Below are 19,583 nucleotides of genomic sequence, written 5' to 3'. Positions count from 1 at the left end.
ATTACCGGGTCAGCATCGACGTTGCTCGGCTTGAAGGGCTAAAGTGATGCACAAACAATCTGGCTCTTCACACAATGTCGCAAGGGGAGGCAATGGAGGCGCGCAGAGAAACGCCGATGGGCGACACTCAGGGACCGCATGCCAATCCTGGTTTTGCCAGGGGCGCGCAACCGTTGATCCGCTGGGCGCGAGAGMATTGGCTGGTGCCGATTCTGGTATTGGCCGCGCTGGTGCGCTTTTACGATCTGACCGCTGCCGCGATTTGGGGCGACGAGGGTTCCAGCCTGCTGCTGGCCCGTTATTCATTACCTGACATCTGGGTACACGCCGCCTACGACGTGCACCCGCCCCTGTACTTCATGCTGCTGCACGGCTGGATCGCGATGTTTGGCGACGGCATATTGTCGATCCGTTGCCTCAGTGCCCTGCCGGGGATTGCCTCGGTCGGGCTCGGTGTGTGGCTGGTCGATCAGCTCGCCACCCGCCGTGCTGCAATCTTCGCCGGCTTCCTGCTGGCCCTGCTGCCCACGGCGGTGCGCTACAGCCAGGAAGTGCGAATGTATTCGCTGCTGGGGCTGTGGTTGCTGGGGGCAACCATTGCGCTGGTGTACTGGATCCGCAAGCCGCAGCGCCGGCGCTATCTGGTGATCTATGTCGTGCTGATGAGCGCGGCGTTTTACACCCATTACTTCACGGCCCTTTGCGTGCTCTGCCATTGGCTGTATCTGGGGATCATCCGTGTGCAGCCGGGTCATCGCCTGYGACACATCCAGCGGGGTGACTGGTGGCTGGCCAATGTGGCTATCGTGGCGCTGTATCTGCCGTGGCTACCGGGGTTTGTCGACCTGCTACGCCACCTGGACCAGTTGAAGGCCAATGGCGATGTTGGCTGGGAATTGCCCGTCAGCCTGGATTCCTTGCCGTCGATGGTCTGGTCGTTGCTGACCCAGGACGACGGAGAAACCCTGCCGCCACTGGTATTTATTGCCTTGCCGCTGACCTTGCCGGTGTTGGCGTGGGTGGCGCTGGCGCGTGATCGCAGTGTGTTCCGTGGCAGCGCGTTGCTCGCGGTCTACACCTTTGTCCCGATGCTGCTGGTGTTTGCGGTGTCGTTTTTTTCGCCGATATTCATCGAGCGCTACCTCACCGCGTATGCCCTTGGCCTGCCGCTGTTGGCGGCATTGGCAATCGACCGCTTGTACTCCGGTTCCCGGGTGCTGGCCATGACGGTGCTGGTCCTGTTTGTCGGTGTTGAACTGGTGGGCCTGAAAAATAACGCGACAGTGGACGTCCATGATCAGGTCAATGTCCTGGTGGAAGACGTCAACCTGCATTTTCAGCCGGGGGACCGGATCGTCACCAGTGACATGCTCTGGTACTTGAGTTACGTCTACTACAACCGCACCAGTACCCAGCCCCTGCTCTACACACCGCCACGGGCCGATGGCACTTCGAGCCGGCCGAACGACTATGGTTTCGGTACCTTGACGATGCCAGACGTGTACCTGGACCACTTGAGCGACCTGCCCAAGGGCACGGGACGAACCTGGCTGATCAGTACCGCCGACGTACCTGACGAGTTCGCACCGTTGCCGGCGCAATGGCATATCGCTCGTCAGATGAAGGCTGGTGGTGTTGCCGCGAGGTTGTACCTGTCTGGCAATACCGGACAATGAGTGGCGTCATCGCAACCTTCAGGGTTTCGACGACAAGTCCGCCATGCCCTTGAGCAACTCGATCGGCAGTGGAAAGACGATGGTCGAGCTCTTGTCGCCGGCAATCGAACTCAGGGTCTGCATGTAGCGCAGCTGCATGGCCCCCGGTTGGCGGCCAAGCATTTCGGCGGCCTGCATGAGTTTTTCCGAGGCCTGCAATTCGCCTTCGGCGTGGATCACCTTGGCTCGCCGTTCCCGTTCGGCTTCAGCCTGCTTGGCGATGGCGCGGATCATCGATTCGTTGAGGTCCACGTGTTTGATCTCGACGTTGGCGACCTTGATGCCCCAGGCGTCGGTCTGGGCGTCGAGTACTTGCTGGATGTCCAGGTTCAACCGTTCGCGTTCGGCCAGCAGTTCGTCCAGTTCGTGTTTACCCAGCACCGCCCGCAGCGTGGTCTGCGCCAGTTGGCTGGTGGCCATCAGAAAGTCTTCAACCTGGATGATTGCCTTTTGCGGATCGAGCACGCGGAAATACAGCACCGCGTTGACCTTGACCGACACGTTGTCGCGGGTGATCACGTCTTGCGGCGGCACGTCCAGCACTACGGTGCGCAAATCGACCCTGACCATTTGCTGGACCACCGGAATCAGCAGGATCAGACCAGGGCCCTTGACCTGCCAGAAGCGCCCGAGCTGGAACACCACGCCGCGCTCGTACTCGCGCAGGATGCGAAACGTCGACCCCGCCAGTGCGATGAGCAACAGCAGGAGCGCGACAAGACCCAATTGCAAACCCATGACTATTCTCCACCCGGCGCCGCGTCAGCCGCGGCCACTTGCAGCAGCAAACCCTTGCGCCCCACCACTCGCACCCGTTGCCCGGGCTGCAGCGGTGTCGCGCTGAGCACTTGCCATCGTTCTCCTTGCAGATGCACCCAGCCGCCATAGGCGTTGCCGAGCTGCACTGACGTGACTGGCGTTTCGCTGCCGACCAGCCCGGCATCACCGCTGACGGTGTGGCGCGGTCGGGTCTTCAGGGCGTGAAACACCAGGTAGATCAGCAACAGCGCGCTGACCAGTCCCAGGCCGATCATTAGCGGCTCGGGCACATCGGTATTGGTCAGGATCACCGCGCCGATCACGAACATCACGATGCCGCCCAGGCCGATCACACCGTAATTGGGCAGTGCCGCCTCGGCGATCAGAAACGCGAGGCCGAAGGTGATCAGCCAGATCCCGAGGGGGTTGGGCACCAGCAATACAACCGTGTCGGCGGCCCAGGTCGATCCGCTCAACGCCAACAGCAGCGCAATGGCACAACAGCGCAAGTTCACTTGACCCTCCGAGAGAGTCTTGGGGTGGCTCTGAACACAGTTTAGTTGAGCCTTGGCCGGTATGAATTTTGCTCAATTTTCGTCGACATCCGATGGGCGGATTTCCCGCCGGAACACGTCATCGGGCCTAGACTTTCAGTACCGAAAGAATTGTTAACCAGCGTCCGCCAGCGATTGTTGCGGACACCGAGGTGCATCATGCGTATGGCAAGAACCGTGCAGCGAAGTCTGGAAAAGGCTCAATGCAACTACGACATCGTCAGCCACCCACACTCGGCCAGCAGCCTCGAAACGGCACGGGTCGCAGGTATTCCTGCCGAACGGGTGGCAAAATCGGTGATCCTCGACGATCACCATGGGCATTACCTGATGGCCGTGCTGCCCGCCAGCCGTCACCTTGACCTGAGCAAAGTCCGCAGTAGCGGTGAGTGGCAGGTGTCTCGCGAAAGCAACCTGGCGCACCTGTTCGACGATTGCGAACGCGGCGCCGTACCGGCGCTGGGTGAGTCCTATGGGTTGGAGGTGGTCATCGATCCGCTGCTGACCCGGCAGAAAGACATCTATCTGGAGGCCGGCAATCACGTCAACCTGGTGCGCATGGACATGCCCGAGTTTCTGAAAATGGTGCCGCATGCCGAAGTGCGGGAGTTGAGTCATTGAGTTTTGTTTCGTCAATGCTGACGTCATCGCGAGCAGGCTCGCTCCCACAGGTTTTGTGATCGACTCAGAACCGTGTGGGAGCGAGCCTGCTCGCGATGACCGCGCAGCGGTCCCTTAATCAGTTCACAGGAGCTAGACATGGAAAGCCCAACCCACAACCTTCCATCCCTGTTCAAGCAACTCGGCCTGCCGGACGACGCCGAAAGCATCGATAAATTCATCGCCACCCATTCACCGCTCAAACCGGAGCTGCACCTTGCGGATGCATTTTTCTGGAGCCCGAGTCAGGCGGATCTTCTGCGAGAGGAGATACTCGATGACGCGGATTGGGCGGAGGTGGTGGATCAGCTGGATGTGCTGCTGAGGAAAGGGCGGGGGGTTTAGAAAACTGATAGGCGGTGGTTCACCGAGGTTGCTCTGATCACAATAATTGACCAGAATTAAGACCTTATTTGAGGTCTTAATTATGCAAAGTGTTTTGGCTGACATGGCTGTCAGCGTGTCTGAACTAAAGAAAAACCCCTCTGCCGTTTTGAATGGCGCCCATGGAGGGCCCGTCGCAGTGCTCAATCACAATCGTGTCATGGGGTATATGGTCCCTGCCGATGTGTTCGAAGCCATGATGGAACGCCTGGATGATCTGGAATTGGCGGAAATCGTGCGTTCTCGTCGTCATGAAACGCCGATTTCGGTAACGCTGGATGACTTATAAGCTCGAATTTCTGCCGTYTGCACGCAAGGAATGGGACAAGCTGGGGCACACGTTGCGTGAACAATTCAAAAAGAAGTTGGCAGAGCGGCTTGAACTGCCTCGAGTCCCTTGCGACTCACTCCATGGCATGCCCGACTGCTACAAAATCAAGTTGAAGTCATCGGGATATCGACTCGTCTACGAGGTGATAGATGAGCGCGTTGTCGTTTCTGTCGTTGCAGTAGGAAAGCGCGAGCGCAGTGAAGTGTATGAGCGCGCCAGGAAACGTTGATCGCTCTCGACAGGTCTCTATTACGTATTTGTTTCAAAACTTGACGGAAAATCCTCTCCAATGCATATTGATAGTTAGCAAACTAACAGTGTGTGTTTTCCCTCGTGCCGAATAACCTCGACGTTCTCCAGATGAACATCAGCAGTGCCATGGTGGTGGCCGCCAGGCATTGGCGCAAAATCTGCCAGACTACGCTGGTCAACTACGGAATCTCCGAAGCCTGCGCCGTTCCGCTGTTGATGATCGGGCGTCTGGGCGAGGGTGTGCGCCAGGTGACGGTGGCCCAGGCAGCAGGGATGGAGAGCCCGTCGCTGGTACGCCTGCTCGATCAACTGTGCCATGCCGGTTACGTCTGCCGCACCGAAGATGCACAGGATCGCCGCGCCAAATGCCTGAGCCTGACCGAAACCGGTCGGGAACTGGTGCAGGCGGTCGAAGTGGAGCTGGTGCGCTTGCGCCACGAAGTACTTGAAGGCATTGACCAGGGTGATCTGGAAGCTACGCTGCGGGTGCTGAGAGCTTTTGAAGCGGCCACACCGCCATCGGTGGCCAACTCTTGAACGGATTCTTCTCGGGCATGCCCCCGGCGCGGGACTGGTTCTACGGAGTCCGCACCTTCGCCGCATCGATGATCGCACTGTACATCGCCTTGCTTATGCAAATGCCGCGTCCGTACTGGGCGATGGCCACGGTGTACATCGTTTCCAGCCCGTTTCTCGGGCCTACCAGTTCCAAGGCGTTGTACCGGGCGGTCGGCACCTTTATCGGCGCTGCGGCGGCGGTTCTGTTCGTGCCGATGTTTGTGCAGAGCCCTTATGTGCTGGTGGTGGTGATTGCACTGTGGACCGGCACACTGCTGTTTCTGTCCCTGCATTTGCGCACGGCCAACAACTACGCCTTGATGCTCGCCGGTTACACCTTGCCGTTGATCGCCCTGCCGGTGGTGAACAACCCGCTGGGGGTGTGGGACGTGGCCGAAGCGCGGACCGAAGAAATCTTTCTCGGTATCGCCGTGGCGGCGGTGGTCGGTGCCATGTTCTGGCCCCGGCGTCTGGCGCCGGTGTTCAACGATTCGGTGAGCAAATGGTTTACCGATGCATCGACCTACAGCCTGCGTTTTCTCAGCCGTAACGTGCAACCTGAAGAAGTCAGCGCGTTGCGCGCATCGATGGTCGCCACGTTCAACTCCCTGGAGTTGATGATTGGTCAGTTGCCCCACGAAGGCTCGCGTCCGCAGACGGTGCGTAACACCAAGGAATTGCGCGGACGGATGATTCACCTGCTGCCTGTGATCGATGCCCTCGACGATGCGCTTTACGCCCTGGAACGACGCACTCCCGAGCTTGTGGACAAGTTCGCGCCGTTGCTGGCCGCCACCACCGAATGGCTCGAACACAAGGATGCCGATCTCGACCGCTGGCAGGCCCTGAAAGATCTACTTGAGGCCCTGCAACCTGCTCCCGAAGTGCTGGATGACCGCAAGCAACTGCTGTTCTCCAACGCCATTTACCGTCTCGGCGAATGGATCGATCTGTGGCAGGACTGCCGCAGCCTGCAATACGCCATCCAGTGCGAAAGCCAGGACAACTGGCGCGCGGTGTATCGGCACTGGCGGCTGGGACGGCTGACGCCGTTTCTGGATCGTGGCCTGATGTTCTATTCCGCTGCTTCCACCGTCACTGCGATAATCGTCGCTTCAGTGTTGTGGATTCTGCTCGGCTGGACCGATGGCGGCAGCGCCGTGATCCTGGCGGCGGTAGCGTGCAGCTTCTTTGCCTCGATGGACGACCCGGCGCCGCAGATTTACCGGTTCTTTTTCTGGACAGCGATGTCGGTGGTGTTCGCCAGCCTTTATCTGTTTCTGGTGCTGCCCAACCTGCATGACTTTCCGATGCTGGTGCTGGCGTTTGCCGTACCGTTCATTTGCGTCGGCACCCTGACGGTCAAGCCGCAGTTTTACCTGGGCATGCTGCTGACCCTGGTCAACACTTCGTCCTTCATCAGCATTCAGGGCGCTTACGACGCGGACTTCCTCAGTTTCGCCAACTCCAACCTGGCCGGTCCCATGGGGCTGCTGTTCGCGTTCATCTGGACCCTCATTGCCCGGCCGTTCGGGGCCGAACTTGCAGCCAAGCGCCTGACCCGTTTCAGCTGGCGTGACATTGTCGGCCTCTCCGAGCCGGCCACGTTGTCCGAGCATCGGCTTCTGGGCATACGGATGCTCGATCGGCTGATGCAGCATCTGCCGCGTCTGGCCATGACCGGCCAGGACTCTGGCGTGGCGCTGCGGGAAGTGCGAGTGGCGCTGAATCTGTTGGACCTGCTCGCTTATACGCCGCGGGTCCTCGGTGTGCCGCAGGTGCTGCTGCGCCAGGTGGTGGCCGAGGTTGGCGAGTACTTCAAGGCCTGTCTCAAGGCCGGTGAGCGCTTGCCGGCACCGAGCCCGTTGCTGATGACCCTCGACCGCACCCGTCGCGCCCTCAGCGGTGCCGGCGATGATGAAACCCGTCGGCATCTGCTGCACGCCCTGAGCGGCTTGCGTCTGGCACTGTTGCCCGGCGTCGAATTCGTCGGTGCCGCCGAGCCCGAAGAACCGCTTCCCCATGGCATTGATGGAGCGCCTTTATGATCGGTGACCTGGATCTGAGCGGGGTGTTCCTGCCCACGCTGCTGGTGCTGATGGGCATTACGTATGTGTTGTACCTGTTGGTGCACGGAGTGCTGACGCGCCTGYACTTTTACCGTCTGGTCTGGCACCGGGCATTGTTCAACGTGGCCCTCTACGCCTTGCTGCTTGGCGCTGTGGACTCACTCAGTCGATACCTGATGACATGAAAAAACCGTTTCTAACCCTGGGTCGCGTGGTGTTGACCCTGTTGATCGTGAGTTTCGCCGTTGTCGTGGTCTGGCGCATGGTGATGTATTACATGTTCGCGCCCTGGACTCGCGACGGGCACATCCGTGCCGACATCGTGCAAATCGCCCCGGACGTGTCCGGGCTGATCCAGCAAGTGGAGGTGCGCGACAACCRGTTGATCAAACGCGGCCAGGTGTTGTTCAGCATCGATCCGGACCGCTTCAAGCTGGCGCTGCGCCAGGCGAAAGCGGCCGTTGCCGACMGTGAAGAAACCCTGGCCCAGGCCCAGCGCGAGGCCAAGCGTAACAAGGGCCTGGGCAATCTGGTGCCGGGTGAACAACTGGAAGAAAGCCAGTCGAAAGTGGCCCGCGCCCAAGTGGCTTTGATGGAGGCCCAGGTGGCGGTGGACAGTGCACAACTCAACCTCGACCGCTCGGTGATCCGCAGCCCGGTGGACGGCTACGTCAACGACCGCGCGCCACGGGCCCAGGAGTTCGTCAGCGCCGGGCGTCCGGTGTTGTCGGTGGTCGACAGCAACTCATTCCATATCGATGGCTATTTCGAAGAAACCAAACTGAACGGCATCCATATCGGCCAAAGCGTCGACATACGGGTGATCGGCGACAATGCGCGCCTGCGCGGGCACGTGGAGAGCATCGTCGCCGGTATCGAAGACCGCGACCGCACCAGCGGCAACAACCTGCTGCCCAACGTCAACCCGGCGTTCAGCTGGGTGCGGCTGGCCCAGCGGATTCCAGTACGCATCGCCTTCGATGACGTGCCGGAAGATTTCCGCATGATCGCCGGGCGCACCGCCACGGTATCGATCATCGATGATCAAAAGCGGGAGCTGGCGCAATGAGCAAGGCCTCGGGTTTGGCGGTCGCCGGGTTAGGCTTGCTGCTGTCGGCGTGTCAGATGGTCGGGCCGGATTATCATTTGCCCGAAGAGGCGGCTGTCCATCGTCCAGACTTCCAGGGCGATCTGGCGGTGGATGGTAAAACGGTGGTGTCCGCGCCGGTGCCGGCCGATTGGTGGCGTTTGTATCAGGACCCGCGACTCGATCAGTTGGTGCAACAGGCCATGGCCTCCAACACTGATTTGCGCGTGGCGGCGGCCAGCTTGTCGCGGTCTCGCGCTCAGGTCGATGAGGCGCAAGCGGCGGGCGGCTGGAGTGGCGGCGTGCAGATGGGCGCCCAGCGCTTGCAGGAGTCCGGCCAGGCGTTCCTGATCCCGGAAAAAGTGCCGGTGGCCAACATTGGCGATATCGGCATCAGCGCGTCGTACCAGTTCGACCTGTTCGGCACCTTGCAACGCGGCATCGAAGCGGCCAAGGCCAACGCCGATGCAACTCAGGCAGCCGCCGATACGGCACGCATCACCGTGGTGGCCGACGTGGTTCGGGCTTACACCCAGGTGTGCGCGGCCAATGAAGAGCGGGAAATTGCCCAGCACTCCCTCGACCTGCAAGCCCAGAGCACGACGCTGATCCAGCGCCTGCGCGATGCCGGGCGTGGCGACGAAACCCAGGTCACTCGCTCGCAAACCCAATTCAAATCCCTGCGCGCGGACATGCCGCGTTATGAGGCGGCGCGTCAGGCCGGGCTCTACCGCTTGTCGATGTTGCTGGCCAAACCTGTGGATCAATTGCCGGCCGGCACCGCCACTTGCGACGAGCTGCCAAAAATCGCGCAGTTGATCCCGGTGGGCGATGGCGCCGCGTTGCTCAAGCGTCGCCCGGATGTGCGGCAGGCCGAGCGGCGGCTGGCGGCCGCGACGGCCGGTATTGGCGTCGCCACGGGTGAGCTGTACCCGAATATCAGCATCGGCGCGACCATCGGTACCGTCGGTATCCTGGACGATCTCGGCGACCCGTCCACCAACCGCTGGGGCTTCGGTCCGTCGCTGACCTGGAAGGTGCCGACCAACGGCGCCCGGGCGCGTATCCGCGAGGCCGAGGCGGTGACCCAGGCGACGCTGGCGCATTTCGATGGGGTGGTGCTCAACGCCATTCGTGAAACCCAGACCGGCCTCGCCCAATACACCGCGTTATTGCAACGTCGCGATGCCTTGGCGGACGCCGAGCAATCGGCAAAACTGGCGGCCGACCAGACCCACCGCTTCTTCCAGGCCGGGCGCGCCTCGTTCCTGGCCGACCTGCAAGCCACCCGCACCTACATCGACGTCACGGCGCAACTGGCGGCCGCGAACACCCAGGTTGCCGCAAGCCAGATCGATTTGTTCCTCGCCTTGGGCGGCGGTTGGGAAAGCGGACGAACGCAAGCGTCGAACTCCGGCAAACCCTGAGGCCATTGCTATGCTTTGAAGTGTTGGACGGGCGTCTGTGCAAAGCGCCCTTTCTTCGCACAAGGCACGCGCAGGTCAGGGGGAAACCAAGAATGAAAAACCCTTATGCTCTCGGCTTCTGGTGCGCCATCGTGGCATTAGTGCTGCTGTCGGCCACCTATTTCTACGGCATCATGCTGGCCCACCAGATCGACAAGGCTCTGGCGTTCCTCGACAGTGCCGTCGCGCTGATTGCGGTGATGTCCATTGCGGTGGTGGCCTGGGCCTCGGTCCAGAATCAACGCATCAAGAAAAGACAACTCGAACAAGGCAAGACCCTGGTCCTGATCTGGGACACCAAGGTGGCGTTGCGTCGTGTCGAAACGGTGTTCGACCGTTATTTCTGGGGCAGTTACTGGCAGCCGGGGCGCACGTTTCAGGAAGTCATGGGCGAATTGACCGGCACGCCGCTGGAAAAAAGCCTCGAGAGCCTGAAAAAACAATGCCTGGCGCTGGACCGGCAAGTGGCTGACGACGGTCGGCACTGGCTCAGCAATGCCCGGGAACTGGCCGATGTCGCCACGGCCATGGCCCGCGAACGTTATCAACTGGACGTCTGCGACCCGCGTGCGGAAGTGACGGGCGGGGCGGTGATCAACCGCGACTTCGAAGTGCTGGTGTACACCTGGACTGCGCGGCTCAAAAGCTTTGATCATCAGCTGGATGAGATCGAGGTCCAATACTCTTGAGTTGATATCGGCTGTTCGATCGCCATCGCGAGCAGGCTCGCTGCTACATTGGAATGCATTCCCCTTGTAGGAGCGAGCCTGCTCGCGATGGCAATTKCATTGACTGCGAATATCTCCAACCGCGTGAACACCCCCCAAGACACTCTTTCACCTTTAATCATTGGGCCGCTCGTCGCGCCCGGTGCTAATCTCCATTCCACTTTCAGCACAGTCGAGCCGCAACCTGTCATGGGTTCAGGGAAGACGACCTCACTTTCAACAACGGACATCGAACGGGTCATACATGAATAAATCAGCAGGCGTGCTACTGGGAATCGTTGTCGCAATCGGTGCCGTCAGCGCAGGCGGAGCCTGGTTCACCGGCACCAAAATCGAAGGTGTGTTGAACACCTCGATTGCCAATGCCAACAAGGAATTGCAGGCAGCCATGGTCGGTTCCAACGGCACAGCGTCTCTGGAACTGGTGTCGCTGGAGCGTCATGTATTCAGCAGCACCGCGCACTACCGTCTCAAGGGCGAAGGCGAAATGTTCGGCGAAGCGCCGGTCGAGTTGCTGTTTGTCGATCACATCGAACACGGCCCGTTGCCGTTCTCGCGGCTGATGTCACTGAAGTGGTTGCCAGTCTTGGCGACCAATCACTACGAACTGGAAAAGACCCCGTCCACCGAGAAGTGGTTTGYCGCCGCCAAGGACAAATCCCCACTGACCGGCGTGGTCAACATCGGCTATGACAACGCTACCAATGGCACCTTCGAGTTGCAGYCGCTGGAAATGGCCCTGGATGACAAGTCGAGCATGAAGTTTTCCGGCTTGAGCATGGACGTCGATGCCAGCGCCCAGGCGCAGAAGGTCAAGGCCAGTGGCTACATGGACAGTCTGAAAGTGACCACCGTGTCCGAAGACCAGGCACCGGTGCAGGTTGAATTGAACGGCCTGACCCTGGCCAGCAACCTGACAAAAAGTACCTACGGTTTCTACACCGGCGAAAACGTCCTTGAACTGGCCAGCGGCAAATCGACTTTTGGCGTCAAGCAGTCGGTGCTGGACTTCAAGAAATTCGAGATGAAGAACCTGACCGAAGAAAAGGGCAGCAGCGCCTCCGGGCGTGCCGATTACAAGGTCAGCGAAGTGTCCTTGAATGGCAAGACCATCGGTTCCGGTGCGCTGACCATGAGCCTGAAGAACCTCGACATTCCGGCCAGCCTGTCGTTGATGCAGGTTTACCAGAGCAAACTGCAGCCGTATGAGCGGGCGGCAGCCGAAGCGACGGCGGCCGGTCTGCCGGCACCGGAGCTGAAACTGACCGAAGCTGAAGAAGCACTGCTCAAGTCCAGCCTGGAAAAACTGCTGGCGGCCGGTCCGCAAGTGGCCCTGGAAAACCTGTCGTTCAACACCGCCAACGGTGAGAGCCGCGCCAACATGGTGCTCGACCTGACCAAGCCACAAGCCATCGACCTGCCGACCGATCAGTTGGTCAGGCAGCTGATTGCGCTGCTGGACTTCAAGTTGCAAGTGTCCAAACCCATGTTGGTCGATGTGCTCACCGTGCAATCGCAAATCGACGGCCAGACCGATGCCAAGCTGATTGCCGACCAGGCCACTGCCACCGCAGACATGTTCAGCAGCATGGCGGTCGGCAGCCAACTGGCAAAACTGGACGGCAACAATATCGTCACCAACTTGCATTACGCCAACAATCAGGTGGACTTCAACGGCCAGAAAATGACCGTCGAAGAGTTTGCCGGTTTTGTGATGAGCAAGTTCCAGGGTACTGGCGCCACCGAATAACGGCGACCTTGTAACCCGGTAACGTCCTAATGCCAGTCAGTTAAGCCCCGGACATTGTGGGAGCGAGCTTGCTCGCGATAGCGGACCGTCAGGCACCCCTTGTGTGACTGTCCAACCGTCATCGCGAGCAAGCTCGCTCCCACAAGATTTGCGGTGTTCAAACGCTTAACTGACTGGCATTACGGCAGCGCCCGGTCTCTGCATCGCGCAGGCGCCGGGCGTTTTGCTGTCCGCCCCCTAGGGAATGTCACGGATCAGTCGCCATGCCTCTTCCCATGGCAACGTTTGTTTCATCCGCTCGGCGAGCATCGCCATGGCCCGGTCCATCTCGCAGGCGACCGCCGCCGACACCACGCCGTTTTTTCCGAACAGGCCTATGAAAGGCGGATCGTAAGGGTCACCCTTGAACTCGACTTCATCCCAGGCCTCGGCGTGCCCGAGGTAGTCGTAGGTTTTACCGAAATGCCAGGTCCAGAAAAACGGCACGTCGAGGTAATGCTCGTCACCGCCTAGCATATTGGCCGCAGCGATCCGCGCCTGCTGTTGGGCCAGTCGCCAGTGTTCGATGCGCAGGTATTGGTTGTTCAGCGGGAACGTGGCGATATCGCCAGCCGCCCAGAGACCGTCGGCCACGCGCATTGTGCCGTCGACACGCAGCGAGTGATCCTGCTCTTTCGCCAGCCCGGTGAAGGCCGCAGTGGCTGGCGTGACGCCAATGCCGACCAGCACCAGATCGGCCGGCAAACGTTGGCCGTTGTCCAGGCGCACGGCTTCGACCTTGTCCGTCCCTTCGATCTGTGCCGCATTGCCCCGGGTATGAAACACGACGCCATTGGCTTCATGCCGTGCGCGAATGGCCTTGCCGACCGTGTCACCGAACTGCTTGGCAAACGGCACTTCGTGGCGGGCCAGCACGGTCACGTTCAGGCCAAGCTGGCGCAGGGACGAGGCGGACTCCATGGCAATGAAACTGTCGCCGATGATCACCACCCGCTGGCCGGCGCTGGCGCTGTCCAGAATCTGCTGCGCATGGGCTTTGGAGCGTAAGACGAACACTTGCGGCAGGTCGGCGCCGGGCAGCGTCAGCGGGTTGGGTACGCCGCCGGTGGCCAGCAGCGCGGCGTCGTATGTCAGTGATTGGCCATCAGTCAGCCGCAGCGTCCTGTTTGGCGCATCCAGGCTTGCCACTTCGCCTTGCAGGCGCTCGATACGCTGCTCGCGGTAAAAGTCCTCGTCACGCAGCGGCGGGACTTCGTGCAACGGCATCTCCCCGGCGATCACGTATTTGCTCAGCGCGGTGCGGTCGTATCCGGCGTCGGCTTCGCGGTCGATCAACAGCAACCGGCCGCCGAAACCTTTCTCGCGCAACGCCGCTGCCGCTGCCGTACCTGCCGCGCCAGCGCCGATAATAATGAAGGTTCGTGGATCGTCGGCCGGTGGCGTGTGGGCGTCCGACAACGGCTGGTCGCCGACCCAGATGTCGCCGTCGCGGATTTCGAGGGGGTAGCGCTTGAGGCTGTCCAGGGCTGGCGGTTCACACAGCCCGCCATCCTCGATCCGAAACTGCGCCTTGTGCCACGGACAGGTCAGGCGCCCGTTGCATACCGCACCGTCAGCCAGCGGGGCTCCGGCATGAGGGCATTCGGCCTGATAAGCGCGCAGTTGCTCACCGGCCCGCAACAGCAGAATCTTGCTGTCCTGGACCTGCACTTCCAGACCCCGGTCTTCGGGCACATTGGCGACACGCGCAACGCGATGCAGAGTCATGATTGCTCTCCAGACAGACGTTTCACTTATGAGTCTGGTGCCTATCGCGAGGTTCAGCCAATTCCCCCTGCCAAGGTGCGAACGGTCCGGCTATAGTTTGCACGCCGACGACGGCCCAACACGCACAAGGTGCTCCGGTATGCCCCGATTGACCTCAATGAACCCTTGGCTCGCGGCCGTAGCCGTCGCCCTTTGCGTGCAGTTCCCGGCGCAGGCCCAGGAGCGCTTCACCCTGAACATTCCGGGTGTCTCCGATGACCGTCTGTTCACATTGGCCGCCGCCAGCGATGCCGCAGGCTGCGGCGGACACAACATTTCCCCGGCGTTGAACTGGAACACCGGCCCGGCARCCACCCAAAGCTACGCCATCGTCATGCACGACCCGGACGGCCAGAAGGGCCAGGGCGCCGATCACTGGGTGCATTACGGCATCAAGGCCGGCACTCACCAGATCCCGGCGGGCGCCGGGACCAAACCCGGCCTCGAAGGCTTCGGCGGTACCAACAGCAAAAACACCACCGGCTACATCGGCCCCTGCCCACCCGTTGGCGACAGCGCGCATCACTACATCATCCAGATCTACGCCCTGGACCTGGCCCCGGACGCCTTGCCCGCCGGCCTGACCCGTGTGCAGTTGCTGGAAAAAATCAAAGGCCACGTCCTGAGAAACAGCAGTGTGGTGCGGCGCTATCACCGCTAAAGGCTGATCGCTCAGCAGATTTGCAGAACACTGAAGTGCGCAGCATTCCGGGGATTTGGCATCCACCCCCGAAAGCGCGCACTATCAGGCTATAGCCGATGCGTTGGAGGATGCCGTGGCAAAAAAAATCGACCGCATCGCCCAAATGCTCAACTGCCCGCAAAAGGGAGAAGAACTGCGGCGAGCGATTACCGAGAGTCGCAAGGATTTTCTGCTGAATCAGCCGGAAGAGGATCTTGTTGAAGACGACGACCTTGAAGAGGAGCTCTTCGAGGACGACGAGGACGATGATGAGTACGACGAGTTTGACTGGACGACAGAATGAAAAAAACCGCTTCGGCGGTTTTTTTGTGGGCCAGGACAGCACCGGTCGGAGACTCGTTGACCCTCGTGCAAGGAATGGAACACTATAAGGTACTTTTTTTCGTACCTTTGGGGCCGTCATGGAACAGCTACTTGCAAGCCGTTCGGTCAGCATCACCGAGCTCAAGCGCAGCCCGAGCACTGTCATTGAGCAAGCGGGTTCCGAGCCTGTTGCCGTGCTCAACCACAATCGCCCAGCCGCCTATCTTTTACCGCACGCGGCCTATCAACAGCTGCTGGATCGGCTACACGCTGCCGAACTTCGTGAAGCCATTGCAGCCAGCCGCAACGATCCGCGTCCGGCCATCACTGCCGATACCGTGTTTGCCGAGCTTGAAGCGCTGATTGATGAGGTAGCAGCCGAGCAAAACCGTCCATGAGGCAATTGCTTTTCTCTGCATTGGCACGGGACGATCTGCTGCAAGTCGCTCGTTTTATCGCCCGGGACAACCCTGAACGGGCTCGGACGTTTGTGGGTGAGCTACGTAGGCAGTGCACACGGTTGATTGAACAACCGAATCTGGGTGTTTCAAGAGACGATTGCGCGAAGGGATTACGAATGCTTGCCCATGGTCGATATCTGGTTTTCTACTGTTTGATGGACGACGGGATCAAGGTCGAACGCGTGCTGCATAGCGCGAGAGACATTGGCCGGCTGTTTGAAAAAAACAGCATTGATCATTAGGCGCCAAGCCTTCAAACACCCACAAAAAAAGCCCCAGACCCATAAGGCCTGAGGCTTTCTCGTTACAACGTATGGTGCACCAGGCGGGATTCGAACCCACGACCCCTGCCTTCGGAGGGCAGTACTCTATCCAGCTGAGCTACTGGTGCAGCGGGCGCCATGATACTCATATGCGCTGCGGGCGTCCATGCTGCTGAATCGCCTGCGTTTTTTTAAAGCTGTAATGCGCGTTTGCTACGTTGATCAGAAAAAATAGGCAAAAGCGTCGTTTTCGTTCTTTTTTTCGAACAGGCTATTGTCCTTTACCCCCTTTGATCCTAGGATTCGTTTGAGATTTCAAACGCTCATCTCTGGGTGCTGAACCGCGCGATTTGAATCAGTGCGCTATTTATGTGCTTCAGCCCGGTGAATGATTTCCCTGACGGCAGCCTATCGAGGCGCCTTTCAACAATCATAATTTGCTCCGCATTCATTGCGGTGCTGTTAAGGAAAGCCGACATGCAGCTTAAAGACACCCAGTTGTTCCGCCAGCAAGCCTTCATCGATGGCGCGTGGGTTGATGCGGACAATGGTCAGACGATCAAGGTCAACAACCCGGCAACGGGCGAAATTCTGGGCACCGTGCCGAAAATGGGCGCTGCCGAAACCCGCCGTGCGATCGAAGCTGCTGACAAAGCGCTGCCGGCCTGGCGTGCACTGACCGCCAAGGAACGTGCGACCAAGCTGCGTCGCTGGTTTGAGCTGATCATCGAGAACCAGGACGACCTGGCTCGCCTGATGACCCTGGAACAAGGCAAGCCATTGGCCGAAGCCAAGGGCGAAATCGTTTACGCCGCTTCCTTCATCGAATGGTTCGCCGAAGAAGCCAAGCGCATCTACGGTGACGTGATTCCGGGCCACCAGCCAGACAAGCGCCTGATCGTGATCAAGCAGCCAATCGGCGTGACCGCTGCCATCACCCCGTGGAACTTCCCGGCTGCAATGATCACCCGTAAAGCCGGCCCGGCCCTGGCCGCCGGTTGCACCATGGTGCTCAAGCCTGCTTCGCAAACTCCTTTTTCTGCTTTCGCCCTGGCTGAACTGGCTCAGCGTGCCGGTATCCCGGCTGGCGTGTTCAGCGTTGTTTCCGGTAGCGCCGGCGACATCGGCAGCGAGCTGACCAGCAACCCGATCGTGCGCAAGCTGTCCTTCACCGGTTCGACCGAAATCGGTCGTCAACTGATGTCGGAATGCGCCAAGGACATCAAGAAAGTCTCCCTGGAACTGGGCGGCAACGCTCCGTTCATCGTGTTCGACGACGCGGACCTGGATAAGGCCGTCGAAGGCGCGATCATTTCCAAATATCGCAACAACGGTCAGACCTGCGTCTGCGCCAACCGCCTGTACATTCAGGATTCGGTCTACGACGCGTTCGCCGAGAAGCTGAAAGTGGCTGTGGCAAAGCTCAAGATCGGTAACGGTCTGGAAGCAGGCACCACCACTGGCCCGCTGATCGACGAAAAAGCCGTGGCCAAGGTGCAAGAGCACATTGCCGACGCCGTTGCCAAAGGCGCCACCGTGCTGTCTGGCGGCAAGTCGATGGAAGGTAACTTCTTCGAGCCGACCATCCTGACCAACGTGCCGAAGAACGCTGCCGTGGCCAAGGAAGAAACCTTCGGCCCACTGGCTCCACTGTTCCGCTTCAAAGACGAAGCCGATGTGATCGCGATGTCAAACGACACCGAGTTCGGTCTGGCCTCGTACTTCTATGCTCGCGACCTGGGTCGTGTGTTCCGTGTGGCTGAAGCCCTGGAATACGGCATGGTCGGCGTCAACACCGGGTTGATCTCCAACGAAGTCGCGCCGTTCGGCGGCATCAAGGCCTCGGGCCTGGGCCGTGAAGGCTCCAAGTACGGCATCGAAGATTACCTGGAAATCAAATACCTCTGCCTGGGAATCTAAGCCAGTAAGAGCATTGCTTCAAGCGCAAAGGGCACGAGAGCGCTGTCCCTTTGCGCCGCTTCAAACCGGAATATTCTCGGTGACCGGGAACGCCGTGGCAGTCGATCATCGCATGCTGCCGCCGTTGCTCCCTGTCGCTTTATCCTTGAACCACGCCGCCCGATGAGCGGTGAATGAGGACTGTATGAGCAAGACTAACGCTGATTTGATGGCCCGCCGTACCGCTGCTGTTCCACGTGGTGTTGGCCAGATTCACCCGATCTTCGCCGATTCCGCGAAGAACGCGACCGTGACCGACGTCGAAGGTCGTGAGTTCATCGACTTCGCCGGCGGTATCGCCGTACTGAACACCGGCCACCTGCACCCGAAAGTCATCGCCGCCGTGACCGAGCAGTTGAACAAGCTGACCCACACCTGTTTCCAGGTTCTGGCCTACGAGCCGTACGTGGAAGTGTGCGAAAAAATCAACGCCAAGGTGCCGGGTGATTTCGACAAGAAAACCCTGCTGGTGACCACCGGCTCCGAAGCCGTGGAAAACTCCATCAAGATCGCCCGTGCCGCCACTGGCCGTGCCGGCGTGATCGCGTTCACCGGTGCTTACCACGGTCGCACCATGATGACCCTGGGCCTGACCGGTAAAGTCGTGCCTTACTCGGCCGGCATGGGCCTGATGCCAGGCGGCATCTTCCGCGCGCTGTACCCGAATGAACTGCACGGTGTGAGCATCGACGACTCGATCGCTTCCATCGAACGCATCTTCAAGAACGATGCCGAGCCGAAAGACATCGCCGCGATCATCATCGAACCGGTTCAGGGCGAAGGCGGTTTCTACGTCGCTCCTAAAGAGTTCATGAAACGTCTGCGTGCCCTGTGCGACCAGCACGGCATCCTGCTGATCGCTGACGAAGTACAGACTGGCGCTGGCCGTACCGGCACCTTCTTCGCCATGGAACAGATGGGCGTTGCTGCCGACCTGACCACCTTCGCCAAATCCATCGCTGGCGGCTTCCCGCTGGCCGGTGTTTGCGGCAAGGCCGAATACATGGACGCCATCGCTCCAGGCGGCCTGGGCGGCACCTACGCCGGTAGCCCGATCGCTTGCGCCGCGGCCCTGGCCGTGATGGAAGTGTTCGAGGAAGAGCACCTGCTGGACCGTTGCAAGGCTGTTGGCGAGCGTCTGGTAACCGGTCTGAAGGCCATCCAGGCCAAGTACCCGGTGATCGGTGAAGTCCGTGCCCTGGGCGCGATGATCGCTGTCGAGCTGTTCGAAAACGGCGACAGCCACAAGCCGAACGCCGCAGCCGTGGCGTCCGTTGTGGCCAAGGCTCGCGACAAGGGTCTGATCCTGCTGTCCTGCGGCACCTACGGCAACGTTCTGCGCGTCCTGGTACCGCTGACCTCGCCGGACGAGCAACTGGACAAAGGCCTGGCGATCATCGAAGAGTGCTTCTCCGAGCTCTGATCACTCAGTGTGACCTGATCCACAAAAAACCCGCTTCGGCGGGTTTTTTCATTCCCCTTGAAACGCATCCCGCGCATTAGCGCTGTATCGAATGGCCAGCTTTGGCTAAGGTTCCTGCATTGCCAGGGAGAGCTGTATGACAACTGTCATTTTACCCGCGGTTCCGAGAGTCCTGATTGCCGAGGCCGACCCCTGGTCCCGGGATTTGCTCAAGGAAGTGTTGTTGAACGTACGCTGCGATGCGCGGCTGGATCTGTGCGCCGATGGTCAGCAGGCCTTGGAGTTGCTGGCGGACAACCCCTATGACCTGGTGATAGCCGACTGGGAGTTGCCGGGCGTCGATGGCCTGAAT

General features: G+C 60.0%; 22 protein-coding genes and 1 tRNA gene. 19 read left to right on the top strand and 4 right to left on the bottom strand.

Annotated elements, in window-relative coordinates; genetic code table 11:
* Positions 1 to 92 precede the first annotated feature (92 nt).
* Positions 93 to 1,676, top strand: coding sequence for a glycosyltransferase family 39 protein (locus tag ACXRVY_RS03845; protein ID WP_458237038.1), 1,584 nt, complete (start codon positions 93 to 95; stop codon positions 1,674 to 1,676).
* 18 nt (positions 1,677 to 1,694) lie between these two features.
* Here the strand turns inward: ACXRVY_RS03845 and ACXRVY_RS03840 are convergent, their stop codons facing one another.
* Together ACXRVY_RS03840 and ACXRVY_RS03835 are read right to left on the bottom strand one after the other, a co-directional pair.
* A complete protein-coding gene (locus ACXRVY_RS03840; protein WP_108219769.1) occupies positions 1,695 to 2,453 on the bottom strand; it encodes a slipin family protein in 759 nt (252 codons plus the stop codon).
* A gap of 2 nt (positions 2,454 to 2,455) precedes the next feature.
* Positions 2,456 to 2,989, bottom strand: coding sequence for an NfeD family protein (locus tag ACXRVY_RS03835; RefSeq protein ID WP_223463242.1), 534 nt, complete (start codon positions 2,987 to 2,989; stop codon positions 2,456 to 2,458).
* A 198-nt stretch (positions 2,990 to 3,187) separates the two neighbouring features.
* Between ACXRVY_RS03835 and ACXRVY_RS03830 the strand changes: the two genes are divergently transcribed.
* From ACXRVY_RS03830 to ACXRVY_RS03780, 11 genes are all read left to right on the top strand, one after another.
* Positions 3,188 to 3,649 (top strand): aminoacyl-tRNA deacylase, encoded by a 462-nt coding sequence (locus ACXRVY_RS03830; RefSeq protein WP_108219767.1) that lies wholly within the window; start codon positions 3,188 to 3,190, stop codon positions 3,647 to 3,649.
* 138 nt (positions 3,650 to 3,787) lie between these two features.
* Positions 3,788 to 4,033 carry a DUF2789 domain-containing protein gene (locus tag ACXRVY_RS03825; RefSeq protein WP_150726392.1) on the top strand — a complete coding sequence of 82 codons (246 nt, stop codon included), beginning with the start codon at positions 3,788 to 3,790 and terminating at the stop codon, positions 4,031 to 4,033.
* 82 nt (positions 4,034 to 4,115) lie between these two features.
* Complete coding sequence (locus ACXRVY_RS03820) at positions 4,116 to 4,361, top strand: type II toxin-antitoxin system prevent-host-death family antitoxin (RefSeq protein ID WP_150726393.1); 246 nt, start codon at positions 4,116 to 4,118, stop codon at positions 4,359 to 4,361.
* Positions 4,351 to 4,632 (top strand): type II toxin-antitoxin system RelE family toxin, encoded by a 282-nt coding sequence (locus ACXRVY_RS03815; protein ID WP_458237037.1) that lies wholly within the window; start codon positions 4,351 to 4,353, stop codon positions 4,630 to 4,632. Before ACXRVY_RS03820 ends, ACXRVY_RS03815 begins: the two co-directional genes overlap by 11 nt.
* A gap of 131 nt (positions 4,633 to 4,763) precedes the next feature.
* Positions 4,764 to 5,192, top strand: a complete 429-nt coding sequence (locus ACXRVY_RS03810; RefSeq protein ID WP_223463244.1) for a MarR family winged helix-turn-helix transcriptional regulator — start codon at positions 4,764 to 4,766, stop codon at positions 5,190 to 5,192.
* Positions 5,189 to 7,261 (top strand): FUSC family protein, encoded by a 2,073-nt coding sequence (locus ACXRVY_RS03805; protein ID WP_223463245.1) that lies wholly within the window; start codon positions 5,189 to 5,191, stop codon positions 7,259 to 7,261. The genes ACXRVY_RS03810 and ACXRVY_RS03805 overlap by 4 nt, the downstream gene beginning before the upstream one ends.
* The gene (locus tag ACXRVY_RS03800) at positions 7,258 to 7,467 is read left to right on the top strand and encodes a DUF1656 domain-containing protein (RefSeq protein ID WP_458237036.1); all 210 of its coding nucleotides are present in this window, start codon (positions 7,258 to 7,260) and stop codon (positions 7,465 to 7,467) included. The genes ACXRVY_RS03805 and ACXRVY_RS03800 overlap by 4 nt, the downstream gene beginning before the upstream one ends.
* Positions 7,464 to 8,351, top strand: a complete 888-nt coding sequence (locus ACXRVY_RS03795; RefSeq protein ID WP_458237035.1) for an efflux RND transporter periplasmic adaptor subunit — start codon at positions 7,464 to 7,466, stop codon at positions 8,349 to 8,351. The genes ACXRVY_RS03800 and ACXRVY_RS03795 overlap by 4 nt, the downstream gene beginning before the upstream one ends.
* Entirely contained in the window at positions 8,348 to 9,796 is a 1,449-nt protein-coding gene (locus tag ACXRVY_RS03790) for an efflux transporter outer membrane subunit (RefSeq protein WP_223463246.1), read from the top strand. Before ACXRVY_RS03795 ends, ACXRVY_RS03790 begins: the two co-directional genes overlap by 4 nt.
* Positions 9,797 to 9,888: 92 nt before the next feature.
* Positions 9,889 to 10,524, top strand: a complete 636-nt coding sequence (locus ACXRVY_RS03785; RefSeq protein WP_116264423.1) for an NADH:ubiquinone oxidoreductase subunit N — start codon at positions 9,889 to 9,891, stop codon at positions 10,522 to 10,524.
* 283 nt (positions 10,525 to 10,807) lie between these two features.
* Entirely contained in the window at positions 10,808 to 12,313 is a 1,506-nt protein-coding gene (locus tag ACXRVY_RS03780; protein ID WP_458237034.1) for a YdgA family protein, read from the top strand.
* 237 nt (positions 12,314 to 12,550) lie between these two features.
* Here ACXRVY_RS03780 and ACXRVY_RS03775 read toward each other — a convergent pair whose 3' ends face one another.
* Positions 12,551 to 14,080 carry an apoptosis inducing factor family protein gene (locus ACXRVY_RS03775; RefSeq protein ID WP_223463248.1) on the bottom strand — a complete coding sequence of 510 codons (1,530 nt, stop codon included), beginning with the start codon at positions 14,078 to 14,080 and terminating at the stop codon, positions 12,551 to 12,553.
* 139 nt (positions 14,081 to 14,219) lie between these two features.
* On the opposite strand from ACXRVY_RS03775, the gene ACXRVY_RS03770 reads away from it, so the two are divergent.
* From ACXRVY_RS03770 to ACXRVY_RS03755, 4 genes are all read left to right on the top strand, one after another.
* Positions 14,220 to 14,780 (top strand): YbhB/YbcL family Raf kinase inhibitor-like protein, encoded by a 561-nt coding sequence (locus ACXRVY_RS03770; protein WP_458237033.1) that lies wholly within the window; start codon positions 14,220 to 14,222, stop codon positions 14,778 to 14,780.
* A 55-nt stretch (positions 14,781 to 14,835) separates the two neighbouring features.
* Positions 14,836 to 15,105 (top strand): hypothetical protein, encoded by a 270-nt coding sequence (locus ACXRVY_RS03765; protein ID WP_223463250.1) that lies wholly within the window; start codon positions 14,836 to 14,838, stop codon positions 15,103 to 15,105.
* 118 nt (positions 15,106 to 15,223) lie between these two features.
* The gene (locus tag ACXRVY_RS03760) at positions 15,224 to 15,523 is read left to right on the top strand and encodes a type II toxin-antitoxin system Phd/YefM family antitoxin (protein WP_223463251.1); all 300 of its coding nucleotides are present in this window, start codon (positions 15,224 to 15,226) and stop codon (positions 15,521 to 15,523) included.
* Positions 15,520 to 15,828, top strand: a complete 309-nt coding sequence (locus ACXRVY_RS03755; RefSeq protein WP_223463252.1) for a type II toxin-antitoxin system RelE/ParE family toxin — start codon at positions 15,520 to 15,522, stop codon at positions 15,826 to 15,828. The genes ACXRVY_RS03760 and ACXRVY_RS03755 overlap by 4 nt, the downstream gene beginning before the upstream one ends.
* A gap of 72 nt (positions 15,829 to 15,900) precedes the next feature.
* Here the strand turns inward: ACXRVY_RS03755 and ACXRVY_RS03750 are convergent.
* A tRNA-Arg gene (locus ACXRVY_RS03750) sits at positions 15,901 to 15,977 on the bottom strand.
* Between the two features lie 349 nt (positions 15,978 to 16,326).
* Between ACXRVY_RS03750 and gabD the strand changes: the two genes are divergently transcribed.
* From gabD to ACXRVY_RS03735, 3 genes are all read left to right on the top strand, one after another.
* Positions 16,327 to 17,769, top strand: coding sequence for an NADP-dependent succinate-semialdehyde dehydrogenase (gabD, locus tag ACXRVY_RS03745; RefSeq protein ID WP_223463253.1), 1,443 nt, complete (start codon positions 16,327 to 16,329; stop codon positions 17,767 to 17,769).
* Between the two features lie 184 nt (positions 17,770 to 17,953).
* Positions 17,954 to 19,231 (top strand): 4-aminobutyrate--2-oxoglutarate transaminase, encoded by a 1,278-nt coding sequence (gabT, locus tag ACXRVY_RS03740; protein WP_223463254.1) that lies wholly within the window; start codon positions 17,954 to 17,956, stop codon positions 19,229 to 19,231.
* A 136-nt stretch (positions 19,232 to 19,367) separates the two neighbouring features.
* Positions 19,368 to 19,583: response regulator (locus ACXRVY_RS03735; RefSeq protein WP_458237032.1), on the top strand; the 216-nt coding region annotated here is incomplete at its 3' end.

It is taken from the genome of Pseudomonas sp. P5_A2_2 (genome assembly GCF_054177685.1).
This window is presented reverse-complemented; position numbering and strand designations above follow the sequence as displayed.

What these genes read in the sequence shown, in the direction of transcription:
- ACXRVY_RS03760 (WP_223463251.1), top strand. Translation starts at nt 15,224, where the DNA reads ATGGAACAGCTACTTGCAAGCCGTTCGGTCAGCATCACCGAGCTCAAG.
- gabT (WP_223463254.1), top strand. Translation starts at nt 17,954, where the DNA reads ATGAGCAAGACTAACGCTGATTTGATGGCCCGCCGTACCGCTGCTGTT.
- ACXRVY_RS03785 (WP_116264423.1), top strand. Translation starts at nt 9,889, where the DNA reads ATGAAAAACCCTTATGCTCTCGGCTTCTGGTGCGCCATCGTGGCATTA.
- ACXRVY_RS03820 (WP_150726393.1), top strand. Translation starts at nt 4,116, where the DNA reads ATGCAAAGTGTTTTGGCTGACATGGCTGTCAGCGTGTCTGAACTAAAG.
- ACXRVY_RS03830 (WP_108219767.1), top strand. Translation starts at nt 3,188, where the DNA reads ATGCGTATGGCAAGAACCGTGCAGCGAAGTCTGGAAAAGGCTCAATGC.
- ACXRVY_RS03790 (WP_223463246.1), top strand. Translation starts at nt 8,348, where the DNA reads ATGAGCAAGGCCTCGGGTTTGGCGGTCGCCGGGTTAGGCTTGCTGCTG.
- ACXRVY_RS03755 (WP_223463252.1), top strand. Translation starts at nt 15,520, where the DNA reads ATGAGGCAATTGCTTTTCTCTGCATTGGCACGGGACGATCTGCTGCAA.
- ACXRVY_RS03825 (WP_150726392.1), top strand. Translation starts at nt 3,788, where the DNA reads ATGGAAAGCCCAACCCACAACCTTCCATCCCTGTTCAAGCAACTCGGC.
- ACXRVY_RS03775 (WP_223463248.1), bottom strand. Translation starts at nt 14,080, where the DNA reads ATGACTCTGCATCGCGTTGCGCGTGTCGCCAATGTGCCCGAAGACCGG.
- ACXRVY_RS03840 (WP_108219769.1), bottom strand. Translation starts at nt 2,453, where the DNA reads ATGGGTTTGCAATTGGGTCTTGTCGCGCTCCTGCTGTTGCTCATCGCA.
- ACXRVY_RS03810 (WP_223463244.1), top strand. Translation starts at nt 4,764, where the DNA reads ATGAACATCAGCAGTGCCATGGTGGTGGCCGCCAGGCATTGGCGCAAA.
- gabD (WP_223463253.1), top strand. Translation starts at nt 16,327, where the DNA reads ATGCAGCTTAAAGACACCCAGTTGTTCCGCCAGCAAGCCTTCATCGAT.